We start from the raw sequence: 14,639 nt of genomic DNA on the forward strand, positions 1-14,639 counted from the left end.
AGCAGGGCGGCAAGGCCGTCAGGACCGGCAGACGCTGACGCGGAGGGGGTGGAGGCGTGGACCGCAGCAGGATGTCGCGGCAGGAGTTGATCCGGAGGCGACGGCGGGAGGGATTCGTCGGGCGGCAGGGCGAGATCGCGGCCTTTCGCGACAATTTCGCGCGGGCGGTGGAGGACCCGGCGTTCCAGTTCCTGTTCCATGTGCACGGTCAGGCGGGCGTCGGCAAGACCTCCCTGATCCGGCAGTTCGAGAACACCGTGCGCGAGCGGGGCGCGCCGACCGCGTACATCGATGAGGCCGTGCACGGCGTGCCCGAGGCGATGGCCGCCGTGAGCAGCCAGCTCGCCGCGCAGGGCAGCCCCTTGAAGGCGTTCGACAAGCTGTTCGCGACCTATAGGGAGCGGCGGCACGAGGTCGAGGCGGCGGCCGTGGCCGCGCAGGAGGGACCGCCCGGGGCGGCGGAGCCGGGCGATGCAGCGGGGCCCGCCCCCTCGCCCGGCAGCGTGATCGCGGCCCAAGCCGGTCTGGCCACCCTCAATCTGGTGCCCGGAGTCGGAGCCGTCACCGGATCGCTGGACGCCCGCCAGGTGGCGCGCGGCGCGGAACGGCTGCGCGGTCTGCTCAGCGCCCGGCTGCGAAACCACGACGATGTCCAACTGGTGATGTCGCCGCAGGAGGTGCTGACCCCGGTCTTCGTCCGTGAAGTGAGCGCCGTCGCCGACGAGGTGCCCTGGCTCGCCCTCTTCTTCGACACCTACGAACGGACCGGGCCGCTGCTGGACGTCTGGCTGCGCGACGTGCTGGTCACCGACCGGTACGGCCCGCTGGCACCCAACGTGGTGGTGACGCTGGCCGGACAGACGTCCTTGGACCGCCGATGCTGGGCCGACTCCCTCGACTGCGTGGCGGAACTGCCGCTGGACGCCTTCACCGAGGCTGAGGCGCGGCAGTTCCTGGCGACCAGGGGCATCGTCGACGAACGCATCGTCGAGGTGATCCTCCGGCTGTCCGGCGGGCTGCCGGTACTGGTCTCCACCCTCGCCGAGAACCGCCCGCGTGCGGCCGAGGCCGTCGACGACCCCAGCGACACGGCCGTCGAGCGCTTCTTGAAGTGGGAGACCGACCCGATCCGCCGCGAGGCGGCACTGGCGGCCGCCCTGCCACGCCATCTGGACGAGGACATCTTCCGGGCGGCGGTGGACACGGACGCCGCCGAGCAGTTCGGCTGGCTGTGCGGACTGCCGTTCGTCGCCGACCGGGCCGGGCGGTGGCAGTACCACGAGGTGGTGCGTACGGCGATGCTGCGCCTCCAGCGGCGCCGATCACCGCAGACCTGGACGGCACGGCATCGCCGTCTCGCCGAGGCCGCCCGACGCCGCCGTACGGAACGCGCCGTCGACGCCGACCCGGAGCGGTCCTGGACCGACGAACGCTGGGTGGAGTACCGACTGCGGGAGACCTATCACCTGCTCTGCGCGGATCCACAGCAGGCTCTGCCCCGGGCACTGGCCGACATCCTGGATGCGGCCGAGTACGAGCGGCCCGTCGTGCGCAGGGCGGCGGACAGCCTGCGTCAGGCCGGAGAGGACGCGGGCGCGGCCGAGACCCGGGCATGGGGTGATCGGCTGGTCGCCGCACTCACCGAAGACGGGGACGGCCTCATCGAGGTGCTCACCGCGCTGCTCGCCCGGCCCGGTCTGGAGGTCGCCGAACAGGCCCGTATCCACCGGATCCGGGGCCGGGAGCACCGCAAGGCCGAAGCCTGGCCGCAGGCGTTCGCCGACTTCGACCGCTGCCTGGAGCTGGCGCCGCACGACGTACCCGCCTTGCTCGGCCGAGGGCTGACGCACCGGTACATGCGCTCCTTCGAGCGAGCCGCCGAGGACTACACCCGAGCCCTGGACATCGCCCCGGACTCGGTGGATGCCGCCTCCCAGCTCGGCGAGGTCTACCGCCTCATGGGCCGCTTCGAGCAAGCCGTCACCGAATTCGACCGTGCCCTGGCCGGGCAGCCCCGGCACGCCTTCACCATCGCCAGTCGAGCCGTCTGCCATCGCCGCCTCGGGCGCCATGAGGAGGCACTGGCGGGCCTGGAGCGCGCCATCGAGATCAACGCGGAGTACGCCTGGGCGATGGCCGAGCGCGGTGCGACCTACCGGGACCTGGGGCAGTACGACCTCGCCCTCGCGGAGTTCGACCGCGCCCTGGCGATCAATCCCCACTATGTCTGGGCCTACGCTCGCCGCGGCCTCACCCTGCGCGTGATGGGCCGCTACGAGGAAGCGCTGACCGCCTTCGGGCGCGCGGCCGAACTCCAGCCGGATGACCCCTGGATCTGGGGGGAGCGCTGCAACACCTACCTGGAGACCCAGCGTTACGAGCAGGCGCTCGCGGAGGCCGAACGGGCCCTCGACATCGACCCTTCCTACGCCTGGGCCCATATGGCCCGTGAGGTCGCTCGGTGCGCGGCCCGCGGGAGCGCCAACCTGCTCACGGGACGACTGGCCGAAGCGCTGGCGGACTTCGACCGGGTCGTCGAACTCGGCGCGGAACAACCGCCCGGCGGCGCCTCCCCCTTCGTACAGCGCGGCAAGGTCCATCTCCTACTCGGCGACGATCTCCACGCCTTGGCCGACGTCGATCGTGCACTCGCCGTGGCCGGTCCGACCGAGGCGCTCCTGGCCCTCAAGGCCGGCTGCCTACGCCGCCTCGGACGCCTGGAGGAGGCACGGGAGGCGGTCGACACGGCGACGCAGTCGGCCGGTGCGCTCGCCGGCCCGACGGTTCGCTACGAGACGGCGCTGCTGGCCGGGATGCCGAGCGGGGTGGGCGCGGCCGGATCGGCGGCCGCCTGGGAAGACGTGCGGTCCGACGGGATACGACCTGCCTCCGAGCCCAACGGCAGTGACCTGAACGGCGACGGGCTGAACAGCAGTGATCTGAACCGCAACGGACTGAACGGCAGTGATCTGAACCGCGACGGGCCGAACAGTAGGGATCTGAACGGGAGTGATCCGAACGGGAGCGATCTGAATGTGCTGAACCGGTTCATGGGTGCTCCTGCCCTGGCGGTCGTCAGTCGCTGTGCGCTCGGTGACTGGACGGGTGCCGAAGGAACCGTGGCGGAGCTGCTGGATGGCGGTGCTTGGGAGCCCATAGCCGAAACCGAGTTGGGGGTACGTGAGCTGGCTCGGCTTCCGGGGGCGGACGCTGAGCGGCTGGAGACGATACGCGCGGCGCTGATACGTGGGATGGCAACCACAGTGGGACGACCCGGCTGAGCGAAGCGACAGGGGTCCGCCTTCGCCCCGGCGAGGCGACGCGGCCGCCCGCGCCATGCCCGGGCGGTACGGGCCGAGTCGCTCGCTCCTGAGCGGGGCGGTGGCCCGCGCCCTGCCCGAGCCGTGTGGCCGAGCTACTGCTGGGCGGGCGGCCCCGTGTCACTCGCCGTCGTACTCGGCCTCGTGCTGGAGGATGCACTGCTGCCACTGCGACAGGGCCTCCTCGCGGTCGCCTCCGCTGTCCTGGGCGGCGACGATCAACGCGTCGGCGGCCATGGCGGCGAGCCGTACCGCGATGTGGCAGACATCGCGCTGAGGGAGCGGCCGAAGGAGTTCCACCGCGCCGTCGCTGTCTCCGGAGAGCGCGGAGGCGACGACAGCCATGGTGGTGCGATCCCACTCGTACTCGGACATGGGGAGAGCATGCCCAGCGGGCGCCCTCGCCATCATCGAATGGATGAGCGGCCCGGCGGCGAGGCATGGGACGCCGAGGGAGGCTTCAGGACGGCGAGGGGGCGAGGGGCGAGGGGGCGAAGGGACGTATCGGGAGGGGACGGCGGAGGGAGGCGGGCGGGGCGGGGGAGGGAAGAGGGGAGGGGAGGGGAGGGGAGGGGAGGGGAGGGGAGGCCCGGGGCGGGGTGGTGCCCGAGCCGCACGTGGGTACTTCGTCGGCGGTTCCGTCAGGCCAGTTGCCGGATCGGGCTGCCGTGCAGGAAGGCGGTGATGTCCTCGACGGCCTGCTGGAAGTAGCCCTCGTAGTTGCGGCGGGTGACATAGCCGAGGTGGGGGAGGGAGAGGACGTTCGGGAGGGTGCGCAGGGGGTGGTCGGCGGGCAGTGGCTCGTGGTCGAAGACGTCCAGGCCGGCGCCGGCGAACCAGTTCTCGCGCAGCGCCTGGAGGAGTGCGGGCTGGTCGACGATGGCGGCACGGGAGGTGTTGATGAGGTAGCCGGTGGGGCGTATCCGGCGGAGTTCGTCCGCGCCGAGCAGGCCGCGGGTGCGGTCGCTGAGGACGAGGTGGATGGAGACGTAGTCGCTGGTTTCCAGCAGCACTTCCTTGGTGGCGGCGAAGCGTACGCCCGCTTCCCCGGCGCGCTCGGCGGTCAGGTTCTGGCTCCAGGCCGCGACGTCCATGCCGAAGGCCTGTCCGATCCGGGCGACCCGGGTGCCGATCTTGCCCAGGCCGAGCAGTCCGAGCGTACGGCCGTGCAGGTCGGCGCCGAGCGTGCTCTGCCAGGGGCCGCCGGCGCGCATCGCGGTGTTCTCGGTGACGAGGTTGCGGGCGAGGCCGAGGATCAGCGCCCAGGTCAGTTCGACGGGCGGTTCGGTGTTGCTGGCCGTGCCGCAGACGGTGACGCCGTGCCGGGCGGCGGCTTCCAGATCGATGGCGGCGTTGCGCATCCCGGAGGTGATCAGCAGCCGGAGGCGGGGCAGTCGCGCGAGGAGCGAGGCGGGGAACGGGGTGCGCTCGCGCATCGCGACGACGATCTCGCAGTCACCGATCGCCGCGACCACGTCGTCCTCGGAGCGGAACGGCTCCCGCAGCGTACGGACGTCCACGGCGCCGGCCAGGGGGGACCAGTCGGCCATGGCGAGGGCGACGCCCTGGTAGTCGTCGAGTACGGCGCACTGCTGTGTCATGCGATTCTCCGGAGAGCAGGGGACGGGGGACAGGGGACAGGGGACAGAAGGCAGGCGACAGGGCACAGAAGACAGGGGGCAGGGGCGGACGCACGGCACGATCGGCACGATCACGGGCAGGAGACCGCCCACAGGCACGATCACGGGCAGGAGACCGCCCACGTGCACGAGCCGAGGGCACGAGCCGACGGCACGAACCGACGGCACGGGCAGTAGCAGAGCGGTGCCGGATGGTGCATGTCGTCGAGCCCTCCCCATCCGGACCGTACCGCCCAAAAGCCTCCTAGTCAGTGACTGTTCGCATACTCACCTGGCCTGAAATTGATCAATCCTGGTCGATTACAGTGCTGCGCCAGGGGGTCCCACAAGGTCTCGGCACGTAGTGAGCTTCGGGAGGGCGCAGTGAGCGAGCGCAGCGAGCGCGCGGTTCAGGGGTGCGCGCCGTGCGAATGCGAGGCCGAGCGGAGCGAGGTGTCGCCATGAGCGCAGCGGGAGGCGGCGGCGCCATCTGGGGCCGCGCGGAACAGCAGGACTTCCGCAGCCGGGTACGCGGCTGTCTGCTCGGCGGCGCCATAGGCGATGCCCTCGGAGCCGGGATCGAATTCCAGTCGCTCGACGCGATACGCGAGGCACACGGCCAAGAGGGCGTGACGGATCTCGTGCCCGCCTTCGGGCGGCGCGGCGCGGTCACCGACGACACCCAGATGACCCTGTTCACCGTCGACGGCCTGATCCGGGCGCAGGTGCGCCGTGACACCGGCGCCTGGCACCCGCCCACCGACGTACACCGCGCCTACCTGCGCTGGGCCGCCACGCAGCACGACTGGGGTCCGGACGAGCGCAGGAAGGACGACGGCTGGCTCGCCCGCGAGGAGTGGCTCTACTCCCGCCGCGCCCCCGGGAGGGCCTGCCTGTCCGGGCTCGGCGACGAGGTGATGGGCACGCTCGAAAAGCCCAAGAACCCCGACTCGAAGGGTTGCGGCGCGGTGATGCGCTCCGCGCCGTTCGGGCTGCTGGTCGGCTGGGAGCCGCAGTTGGTCTTCCAGCTCGCCGTCGAGTGCGCGGCGCAGACGCACGGCCACCCCACCGGCTATCTGGCGGCCGGCGCGCTCGCGGTCATCAGCCACTCGCTGGCCCGCGGCGAGGACCTCGACAGCGCCGTGCAGAAGGCCCTGGCGCACCTCGCCACCCGCCCCGGCCACGAGGAGACCACCGACGCCCTCAAGCGCGCGCTGGGGGCCGTACGGCAGGGCATGCCGACTCCCGCCCGGGTGGAGTCGCTGGGCGAGGGCTGGACGGCTGAGGAGGCGCTGTCGATCGCCGTGTACTGCGCGCTGGTCGCCGAGGACATCCGGCACGGCCTGCTGCTCGCCGTCAACCACAGCGGCGACAGCGACTCCACTGGCGCCATCTGCGGCAATCTGCTGGGCACGCTGCACGGCGAGACGGCGCTGCCGCCGGTGTGGCTGGTCGAGCTGGAGGGCCGGGACACGATCCTGCAGCTGGCCGACGACTTCTCCATGGAGATGACGCAGGGCGCCGCGCTGCACGGTCCGGGCGGTTCGTCGCCGGGGTGGCTCGCCCGTTACCCACGGGCCTGAGGCGGCCGATACCCGCGGGCCGAGCCAGCCGGGACCCGCGGCCCCTCACGCCCCTACCCCTCACCCACCCGCGCCTCATCGACGATGACGCACCCCGCGCCCAGCAACCGGCTCGGCCGGACCCCGAACGTGGCGTGAAACGTGCTGCTCAGGTGGGACGGACTGGCGAAGCCCGCCTCCGCGGCCGCCGCGGTCAGGGTGCCGAAGTCCGGCAGCGCCCGGCCGGCCCGCAGCATCCGCGCCCACATCCGGTAGCGGCGGAAGCTCGTCCCGGTCTCCGCGCGGAAGAGGTGCAGGAACCGGGACCGGGACAGACCGGCCGCGGCGGCATACTCCAAGGCGCCGTCCGGGAGTTGTGGCTCCCGGAGGAGTCGGCGTACGGCGGCACGGATGCGCGGATCGATGTCCGGGCGCTCCGCCCGCTCCGGTGTCGCGCAGAGCCGGCGTACCAGGTCCTGCTCCGTCGCGACGGAGACCGTCACCGGCTCCTCGCCCGCGTCCAGCGCCTCCCGGCAGGCGCGTTCCGTCGCCGAGCCCGGCTCGAAGTAGCCGAAGGTCATCCGGCCGCCGTGCGCGTCGATCCGGTGCGCCACCCGGGGACGTATCAACGCACTGCGGGCGGTGCGCCGTACCCCGTCTGCCGCCGTCTCGATCGTGAACGCGACCTCGTCGCCGACGGCGAGACAGGACACCGAGCCGGAGTGCATGTCCCGTTCCAGGGAGGGGCCGCTGTACCGGGCGCGGCCGGGCCACAGGGTCAGCCGGGCCTGCGGCTCCGGGCAGCACATTGGTGAAAGCGCATCGTCGGGCATGAACGGCATCCTGGCCGACATGACCATTCCTCTCACGCCCCCGTTGGCACTCGTCACGCCCCCGTCGGCACTCGTCACGCCCCCATTGGCACTCGGTCCGGGCATGTCCCCTACGTCGACCGCCGTACAGATCGTCTTCGCGCTCTTCTTCCTCGTGATGGGGCTGGGCGGGCTGGCCGCCCCCGCCCGGGTGCTGCGCCCGTTCGGAATCCCCCTGGAAGGGGCCACGGCCCGTACCGAAGTGCGTTCCGTCTACGGCGGGTTCGGGCTGGCGATGGCCGGGCTGCTCGGCTGGGCGGCCGTCGAACCGGCGGATCCGCTGCGGCGCGGCGCGGTGCTCGCGGTCGCCGTCGCGATGCTGGGGATGGCTGGCGGGCGGCTCGTGGCCCGCTTCGTCGAAGCGCCGGAATCCTGGTACCCGTCGTGGTTCTACTTCTGGGTGGAGGTGTTCGCCGGGGGCGCGATACTGGCCACCGTCACGGTGACCTGAGTCCCGCCTCCGGTACGTCGCCCGTGCCGTCCGCCCGCGCCTCCGGTACGTCGCCCGTGCCGTCTCCCCGCGCCGCCGGAAGCCCACCGGGCCCACCGTCTCCCGGCGCGGGGACCGCCCTCGCCCCCGCGGCGGCCGCCCCGTCACCGTCGTCATCGTCCCCGGAGTTGATCCGCGCCAGCACCGTGTCCCGCTCCGCCGTGTCCTGCGGCCGTACGAGGCCGATCACGACGAAGAGCACGAGCGAGGTGGCGACCGGTGAGGCGATCTGGATCTGCAACTGGACCCCGCTCAACCCGTAGTTGGTGAGCCAGAAGGCGAACAGGCCGCCTGCCCAGGACCCCAGCGCCGCCGTGGGCCCGGACCTGCGGAACGTCCGCAGCATGCCGAGCAGGAACGGGATGGAGATCGGGCCGACCAGGCCCGCCACCCACTTGATGACGACGGTGATGATGTCCTTGAACGTGGGCGAGTCGACCTGGGTCGCTATCGCCATCGACAGGCCCAGGAAGGAGACCGTCGACAGCCGCGCGGCCAGCAGCCCGGCCCGGTGCGACCAGCCGCGCGCCTTCGCCGAGAGCGCCGGTGCGATGTCGCGGGTGAACACCGCGGAGACGGCGTTGGCGTCCGAGGAGCACATGGCCATCGTGTGGGAGAAGAAGCCGACGACGACCAGGCCCAGCAGACCGTGCGGCAGCAGCCGTTCGGTCAGCAGGGCGTACGCGTCGGAGGCGTCCGGCTTCTCGGCCCTGACCAGCAGCGGCGCGACCCACATGGGGAAGAACAGCACCGCGGGCCAGACGAACCACAGCGCGGCCGACAGCCGGGCCGAACGCCTGGCCTGCCGGGCGCTGCTGGTGGCCATGAAGCGCTGGGCCTGGTTCCACATGCCGCCGCTGTACTCGAAGGTCTTGATGAAGAGGTAGGCAAGCAGGAAGGTCAGGGTGTACGGGCCGACGGTCGGCTCGGTGTGGCTGTCGGGCAGCCTGTCCCACACGGTCCACAGCGCGCTGACGCCGCCCAGTTCGCCCATGACGGTGACCAGCATCGCCACACCGGCCAGCAACTGGATGACGAACTGGCCCAGTTCGGTCAGCGCGTCCGCCCACAGGCCGCCGACCGTGCAGTAGACACCGGTGATCAGGCCGGTGAGGAGAATGCCCTGGTTGAGCGAGATGCCGGTGAAGACGGACAGCAGGGTGGCGATCGCGGCCCATTTGGCGCCGACGTCCACGATCTTCAGCAGCACCCCGGACCAGGCCAGCGCCTGCTGCGTCGGCAGGTTGTAGCGGCTCTTGAGGTACTCCAGGGGGGAGGCGACACCGAGCCGCGACCGCAGCCGGTTGAGCCGCCCGGCGAACAGCTGCGCCCCGATGGCGATGCCGATCGCGATGGGGAAGGACCAGGTGACGTAGGAGGTGACGCCGTATTGGTAGGCGATGCCGGCGTACCCGGTGAACATCACGGCGCTGTAGCCGGACATGTGGTGGGAGATGCCGGACAGCCACCACGGCATCCTGCCGCCCGCGGTGAAGAAGTCGCTGACATCGTCCACCCGCTTGTGCGACCACACCCCGATCGCCACCATGACGCCGAAGTAGCCGATGAGCACGGTCCAGTCGAGACTGTTCATGCCCCCTCCAGGGGTCCGCCTTGTGAACGTGCGGATGACGTTCCGCATCAGGAACCACTTCGCCGTGACGTCCTGTGGGGCGTGTATCCCCATGCGGGAAGGGGGACTTCGGGGATTGAACCGTCAGTCGAGCAAGCCGGTCAAGGCTTCTCCGGTCATGAGTATGAACCGCGATCAGTAAAGGGAACGATTTTGCGGCCCTTTGACCAATCGAGCCGTTGTCTGGGCCATGCCGCCGACCCACGATGAACGAACACTTCGCCGGGCTCCGTCGGCCATGACGCGGCAGCCGCACGGGAGCGGGATCCCGTGCAGGCGGCTACCGCATCAACTCGCCCGCGTTGACCAGCAGCGACTGGCCCGTGATGGCGCGCGCCCGGTCGGAGGCCAGGAAGACCGCGGTCTCCGCCACGTCCGCGTCCGTCGCCAGCTCGGGCAGCGCCATGCGCTCGGTGAGTCGGGCGAGCACCTCGGACTCCGGGACGCCTTCGCTGTGCGCCTGGAACCGTACGTACGCCTCGACGGGCGGGCCCCACATCCAGCCCGGCTGCACGGTGTTGACCCGAATCCGGTCCGGCCCCAGCTCGCGCGCCAGCGAGTACATCGCCGAGACCAGCCCGCCCTTGGACGCCGCATACGCCGCCTGCTGCACCTGTGACGGGGCGGCGACCGACGACTGGGTGCCGATCATCACCACCGACCCGCCGCCGCGCGCCGTGAGCGACGGCAGGCAGGCCCGGGTCATCCGCAGCGTGCCGAAGAGGTTGACGTCCACGACGCCGCGCCAGGAGTCGAAGTCGGCCTCGCGCAGGCCGCCGAAGAGCGAGTCCAGCGCGGCGACATGGATCACCGCGTCGATGCCGCCGAACCGCTCCACGGCGAGCGCGGCCAGCGCCTCGCACTGCGCCTCGTCGCCGATATCGGTTGCCCGCCAGGCCGTACACCCGCCCGAAGGGTCGATCCGCGCCGCCGACTTGGCGAGATTGGCCTCCGTGCGGGCCCCCAGTACGACCGAGGCGCCGTCCCGCACGCAGGCCGCCGCGACCTGGTGGCCGAGTCCGGCCCCGACACCCGAGACGACGACGGTCTTGTTCCGCAGCAGCATGTCCGCCTCCCGGCAGGGCCGCCCAGCACGCGTCTGACGGTGCGTCAGAGTAGGGCTGGGGGCCCGGAAAGGCCATAGCGCGCGCTCACCGGGCTCTGGCCGCCATCGGGCTCACCCCTTCCGGTGTGCGCCCTCCAGCGCCGTCCGCAGCCGGCCCAGGCCCGCACGGATCTCCTCCGGGGAGTGCGTCACGAACGACAGCCGGACGGCCGTGGCGTCCGGGGTGCCCGCGAAGAACGGCGCCCCGGGGACATAGGCGACGTCGTGCCGTACGACCTCGGGCAGCAGGGCCGTGGCGTCGTGGCCCTCGCACAGCGTCGCCCAGACGAACATGCCGCCCGCGGGGCGATTCCATCGCGAGCCCTCGGGGAGCGCCGCGGCCAGCCCGTCGACCAGCGCGTCCCGCCGCTCGCGGTAGGCGCCGCGCACCCGCGCCAGATGGGCGTCCAGGTCCGCGGTCGCCAAGTACCGCGCCGCGGCCGCCTGGTCGACGGTCGAGGTGTGCAGGTCGGCGGCCTGTTTGGCGATGACGCAGGCGCGCCGCAGCGCGGCCGGTACCCGCAGCGTGCCCAGCCGCAGCCCGGGCGCCATCACCTTGGAGAACGAGCCCAGAAGTGCCGTACGGTCCTCGGCCCCGGGGAAGGAGGCCACCCACGGCATCGCCTCGCCCTCGAAGCGCAGCTCCCCGTACGGGTCGTCCTCGGCGATCCACAGGCCGCGGCGGGCGGCGACCTCGGCGACCGCGGCCCGTCGTTCGGCCGGCAGGGTGCGACCGGTCGGGTTCTGGAAGGTGGGGATGACGTAGAGCAGCTTGGGCCGCTCGCGCGCGGCGATCTCGTCGAGCGCGGCCGGGTCCAGCCCCTCGTCGTCGGTCGGCACCGGCACCACCCGGGCGCCGGCGAGCGAGAAGATCTGCAGCGCCGCGAGGTAGCAGGGGTCCTCGACCAGCACCACGTCTCCGGGCTCCAGCAAGGTGGTGGCCAGCAGCGACAGCCCCTGCTGGGAGCCGGTGGTCACCAGCAGGTCGGCGGCGTCGGTGGGCAGCCCGCGTGCGGTGTAGCGGGCCGCGACGGCCGCGCGCAGCGCCGGATCCCCCTCGCTGGTGGAGTACTGCAGCGCCCGCTGCGGCTGTTCGGTCAGCACGTGCCGGAAGGCGTCGGCTATCCCCGCCGCGTCGAACAGCTCGGGCGCGGGCAGCCCGCCGGCGAACGAGATGACCTCGGGCCGGGCGGTGAGCGCCAGGATGTCGCGTACCGGCGAGCTGCCGGTCCGCGCCGCGCGCGCGGCCAACTCGGGGACGGGGGTGCGGGCATCGGCAAGGATCGCGTCCGGCATGGCGGCTCCCATCGCTCAGGTCTGCGATTAACCGTCGTTAGCTGCAGACGGCAGGCATCTTAGGCGCGGCGGGAGGCGGTGTGCAGCGGTGCCCGCATGGTGAACGCGCGCCGCGCACCCCTCCCCTTCTGATGGTGCGTCAGCTACACCTGTCTGTCATGACCACAGACGCGACCACAGACGCGACCACAGACGCGACCGGAGACACGACGGGCGAGGCGACCGCACACGCGACCGCGGATACGGCCGCACGCGCGACCGCGGATACGCCCACAGGCGGCGAGGGGACTGGGGAGGCCGCGGCTTCGGCCGCCGTCGACACCCGAGCCGCCGCCTACGCCGAGCTGGCCGCCGTCGGCCCCTACGGGGTGCGCCCCGGCCATGCGCTGATCACCATGGTCGAACCGCATCCGGGCCACGAGTACGCCTACAACCGCTGGTACGAGGACGATCACTACATCGCCGGCGCGATGGCGATGCCCTGGATGTTCGCGGGCCGCCGCTGGGTCGCCACCCGCGAGCTGCAGTTGCTGCGCTACCCGGAGGAGTCGGCCGTCGCCCGGCCGGTCACGGCCGGCTGCTACCTCTCCACGTACTGGCTGACCGAAGGCCGCTACGACGAGCACATGAAGTGGACCGTCGGCATCAACAAGCGCCTCAACCGGGACGGCCGGGTCTATCAGGGCCGCACCCATGTCTTCACGGCCTTCCAGGACCATGTGGCGACGGTCTACCGCGACGGTGCGGCGGGTCCCCGGGACTTCCATGCGCTGGACCACCCGTACGCGGGGCTGGTGCTGGAGGTGATCGACGCGGACGGCCCGGAGGAGCGGGCCGCACTGCTGGAGTGGCTGCGCGCCCGGCATCTGCCGCGGCGGCTGGCGGGTTCGCCGGCGGCGATGGCCACGGTCTTCCGGCCCACTCCGCTGCCGGGGGACCGGATGGCGTACGTGAAGCAGGTCGAGGGCGTCGACACCCGGCTGACGCTGCTGTGGTTCCTCCAGCAGGACCCGCGCGAGGTCTGGGCCGCGCACTTCGCCGGACTGGGGGAGGAGGTCACGGAGTCGGGGCTGGGGCGGGTGGAGCTGGTGGCGCCGTTCCTGCCGACCGTGCCCGGCACGGACCGGTACGTGGCCGAATTGCGCTGAGGTTTGCTCACGGGGCGTGGGCACGTGGGCATGGCCGAGCCCCCTCGGCCGGGACGGCGATCCAGTCGAGAGGGCTCGTATCTGCGGGGTGCGCGAACCGTGAGAGGTCAGGTCACGCCACGTCGAACGCGCCGTCGGCGACGTCCGACACGAAGCGGCTCCAGGACGAGTTGTCGAACGTGAGGCGGGGACCCTCGGGGTCCTTGGAGTCGCGTACCGCGATGGCTGCGGTGGTGGGCACGGCGATCTCCACGCAGGCGCCATTGCCACCGGAGTACGAGGACTTGGTCCAGGAGAATGCGGAATTCGGCTGCACGGCCATGTTCACTCCAGCTCACTCTGAGTTACCGCGGATTCGGTAGTGACGACGCTACGCGCCAACATCACCAGCCGCAGAGGCCGTTCACCCGTCCGAATGGCATATTCCTTGATCTCTTTTCATGGAACAGGCCACGGGTGTACCGTGCGAACCCGGTTTCCGGAATCTCACATTCCGCCCTATTTCACCCCTGGTCGGCGCCCCTCTCCTTCCCTGGTCGGAGCCCACCTGCTTCCCGATCGGAGCTCGTCTCCTTCCGCGGCCGCGGCTCACCCCATCGCGTCCGCATGGGATTTCGCCGCGGCGGCGATGAACTCCCGGCTCTGTTCCGCGCTCAGTGCCTGTGCGCGCAAATGCTCGTACATGATCGTGTATTTGTGCACATCATTGGTTTTCTCCAGATAGAGGTCGCTGGTGACCCCCTCGATGTACACCACGCTGGAATCGGAGGCGTCGTCGAATTCCAGGATGGAGAACGTTCCCGACATTCCGGCATGCGCGCCCGTGTCGTAGGGAAGAATCTGAACCGTCACATGCGGCAAATTGCTCATCTCGACGAGATGGTCGAGTTGCTCGCGCATGATCAGATGACTGCCGACCACGCGCCGCAGCGCGCTCTCGTCCAGCACCACCCACAGACGTAGCGAGCGCTCGGGGTCGTTGACCCGCTCCTGGCGTCGCATCCGCACCTGGATCCGCTTCTCCAGGTGGTCCGGCGCCAGCTCGGGGACCGTGCCGGGAATGACCGCCTCGGCGTAGCCGGGGGTCTGCAGCAGGCCGGGCACCAGCAGCGACTCGTAGATCCGCAGCGAGGCCGCCTCGGTCTCCAGACCGATGTAGACGCTGTACGGGATGTCGCCGAAGGCGTGCCACCAGCCCTGCTGACGGGAGTCCTTCGCCATCTGCATCAGGGAATCGACTATCCGGTGGTCCTCGACCTCGTAGACCCCGCAAAGATCGCGGACATCGCGCTGGCTGATGCTGCGGCGGCCGTTCTCCAGTCTGCTGATCTTCGATTGGGAGACCAGCAGCCGCTCGGCCACCTCTTCCGCCGTCATGCCCTTGAGCTCACGGAGCCTGCGCAGCTCCTGGCCCAACCGGCGTCGCCTGACGGTGGGATTGACATTGGACGCCACGGGAAGTGCACCTCCGGCTCCGTACTGCTGTCGTTTCTGGTCAGCAGACTGCCACTCCGAGGTCACACCGCGCAGTGAAACGCACACAGAAGGCGAGCGAGCATGTGCGCGGGGTGGCGGGCAGGCCGTCGTCCAGAAC

Annotated in this window: 12 protein-coding genes; 4 read left to right on the top strand and 8 right to left on the bottom strand. The window is 71.2% G+C overall.

The genetic code is table 11. The features are described 5' to 3' along the window. Window positions 1–56 precede the first annotated feature (56 nt). Window positions 57–3,281, top strand: a complete 3,225-nt coding sequence (locus ACFWZH_RS15855) for a tetratricopeptide repeat protein (protein WP_384430189.1) — start codon at window positions 57–59, stop codon at window positions 3,279–3,281. A 159-nt stretch (window positions 3,282–3,440) separates the two neighbouring features. On the opposite strand, the gene ACFWZH_RS15860 is transcribed toward ACFWZH_RS15855, so the two are convergent. After that, entirely contained in the window at window positions 3,441–3,695 is a 255-nt protein-coding gene (locus tag ACFWZH_RS15860) for a hypothetical protein (RefSeq protein ID WP_384430192.1), read from the bottom strand. Between the two features lie 266 nt (window positions 3,696–3,961). Further along, entirely contained in the window at window positions 3,962–4,921 is a 960-nt protein-coding gene (locus ACFWZH_RS15865; RefSeq protein ID WP_384430194.1) for a D-2-hydroxyacid dehydrogenase family protein, read from the bottom strand. A gap of 479 nt (window positions 4,922–5,400) precedes the next feature. On the opposite strand from ACFWZH_RS15865, the gene ACFWZH_RS15870 reads away from it, so the two are divergent. Beyond that, entirely contained in the window at window positions 5,401–6,522 is a 1,122-nt protein-coding gene (locus ACFWZH_RS15870; protein WP_384430197.1) for an ADP-ribosylglycohydrolase family protein, read from the top strand. Between the two features lie 53 nt (window positions 6,523–6,575). Here the strand turns inward: ACFWZH_RS15870 and ACFWZH_RS15875 are convergent, their stop codons facing one another. Beyond that, a complete protein-coding gene (locus ACFWZH_RS15875; RefSeq protein WP_384430200.1) occupies window positions 6,576–7,334 on the bottom strand; it encodes a helix-turn-helix domain-containing protein in 759 nt (252 codons plus the stop codon). Window positions 7,335–7,353: 19 nt separating this feature from the next. On the opposite strand from ACFWZH_RS15875, the gene ACFWZH_RS15880 reads away from it, so the two are divergent. Continuing rightward, entirely contained in the window at window positions 7,354–7,824 is a 471-nt protein-coding gene (locus ACFWZH_RS15880; RefSeq protein WP_384430203.1) for a DUF4345 domain-containing protein, read from the top strand. Here the strand turns inward: ACFWZH_RS15880 and ACFWZH_RS15885 are convergent. From ACFWZH_RS15885 to ACFWZH_RS15895, 3 genes are all read right to left on the bottom strand, one after another. Continuing rightward, a complete protein-coding gene (locus ACFWZH_RS15885) occupies window positions 7,811–9,457 on the bottom strand; it encodes a sodium:solute symporter family protein (protein WP_384430206.1) in 1,647 nt (548 codons plus the stop codon). The genes ACFWZH_RS15880 and ACFWZH_RS15885 overlap by 14 nt on opposite strands. Before the next feature lie 319 nt (window positions 9,458–9,776). Continuing rightward, entirely contained in the window at window positions 9,777–10,562 is a 786-nt protein-coding gene (locus ACFWZH_RS15890; RefSeq protein ID WP_384430209.1) for an SDR family oxidoreductase, read from the bottom strand. A gap of 111 nt (window positions 10,563–10,673) precedes the next feature. After that, window positions 10,674–11,897, bottom strand: coding sequence for a PLP-dependent aminotransferase family protein (locus tag ACFWZH_RS15895; RefSeq protein ID WP_384430212.1), 1,224 nt, complete (start codon window positions 11,895–11,897; stop codon window positions 10,674–10,676). A gap of 158 nt (window positions 11,898–12,055) precedes the next feature. Here ACFWZH_RS15895 and ACFWZH_RS15900 point away from each other — a divergent pair, with 158 nt between their 5' ends. Then, window positions 12,056–13,045: a hypothetical protein gene (locus ACFWZH_RS15900; protein WP_384430215.1), complete on the top strand. Its 990-nt coding sequence runs from the start codon at window positions 12,056–12,058 to the stop codon at window positions 13,043–13,045. A gap of 112 nt (window positions 13,046–13,157) precedes the next feature. Here the strand turns inward: ACFWZH_RS15900 and ACFWZH_RS15905 are convergent, their stop codons facing one another. Both ACFWZH_RS15905 and ACFWZH_RS15910 read right to left on the bottom strand, forming a co-directional pair. Continuing rightward, on the bottom strand, window positions 13,158–13,367 hold the full coding sequence (locus ACFWZH_RS15905) for a DUF397 domain-containing protein (protein ID WP_384430218.1): 210 nt from the start codon (window positions 13,365–13,367) through the stop codon (window positions 13,158–13,160). 266 nt (window positions 13,368–13,633) lie between these two features. After that, complete coding sequence (locus ACFWZH_RS15910; protein ID WP_384430221.1) at window positions 13,634–14,500, bottom strand: helix-turn-helix domain-containing protein; 867 nt, start codon at window positions 14,498–14,500, stop codon at window positions 13,634–13,636. Window positions 14,501–14,639 lie beyond the last annotated feature (139 nt).

Source organism: Streptomyces sp. NPDC059008, from assembly GCF_042749045.1.
Taxonomy (GTDB): Bacteria; Actinomycetota; Actinomycetes; order Streptomycetales; family Streptomycetaceae; genus Streptomyces.

What these genes read in the sequence shown, in the direction of transcription:
- ACFWZH_RS15900 (WP_384430215.1), top strand. Translation starts at nt 12,056, where the DNA reads ATGACCACAGACGCGACCACAGACGCGACCACAGACGCGACCGGAGAC.
- ACFWZH_RS15895 (WP_384430212.1), bottom strand. Translation starts at nt 11,897, where the DNA reads ATGCCGGACGCGATCCTTGCCGATGCCCGCACCCCCGTCCCCGAGTTG.
- ACFWZH_RS15885 (WP_384430206.1), bottom strand. Translation starts at nt 9,457, where the DNA reads ATGAACAGTCTCGACTGGACCGTGCTCATCGGCTACTTCGGCGTCATG.
- ACFWZH_RS15880 (WP_384430203.1), top strand. Translation starts at nt 7,354, where the DNA reads ATGACCATTCCTCTCACGCCCCCGTTGGCACTCGTCACGCCCCCGTCG.
- ACFWZH_RS15875 (WP_384430200.1), bottom strand. Translation starts at nt 7,334, where the DNA reads ATGCCCGACGATGCGCTTTCACCAATGTGCTGCCCGGAGCCGCAGGCC.
- ACFWZH_RS15905 (WP_384430218.1), bottom strand. Translation starts at nt 13,367, where the DNA reads ATGGCCGTGCAGCCGAATTCCGCATTCTCCTGGACCAAGTCCTCGTAC.
- ACFWZH_RS15865 (WP_384430194.1), bottom strand. Translation starts at nt 4,921, where the DNA reads ATGACACAGCAGTGCGCCGTACTCGACGACTACCAGGGCGTCGCCCTC.
- ACFWZH_RS15870 (WP_384430197.1), top strand. Translation starts at nt 5,401, where the DNA reads ATGAGCGCAGCGGGAGGCGGCGGCGCCATCTGGGGCCGCGCGGAACAG.
- ACFWZH_RS15860 (WP_384430192.1), bottom strand. Translation starts at nt 3,695, where the DNA reads ATGTCCGAGTACGAGTGGGATCGCACCACCATGGCTGTCGTCGCCTCC.
- ACFWZH_RS15890 (WP_384430209.1), bottom strand. Translation starts at nt 10,562, where the DNA reads ATGCTGCTGCGGAACAAGACCGTCGTCGTCTCGGGTGTCGGGGCCGGA.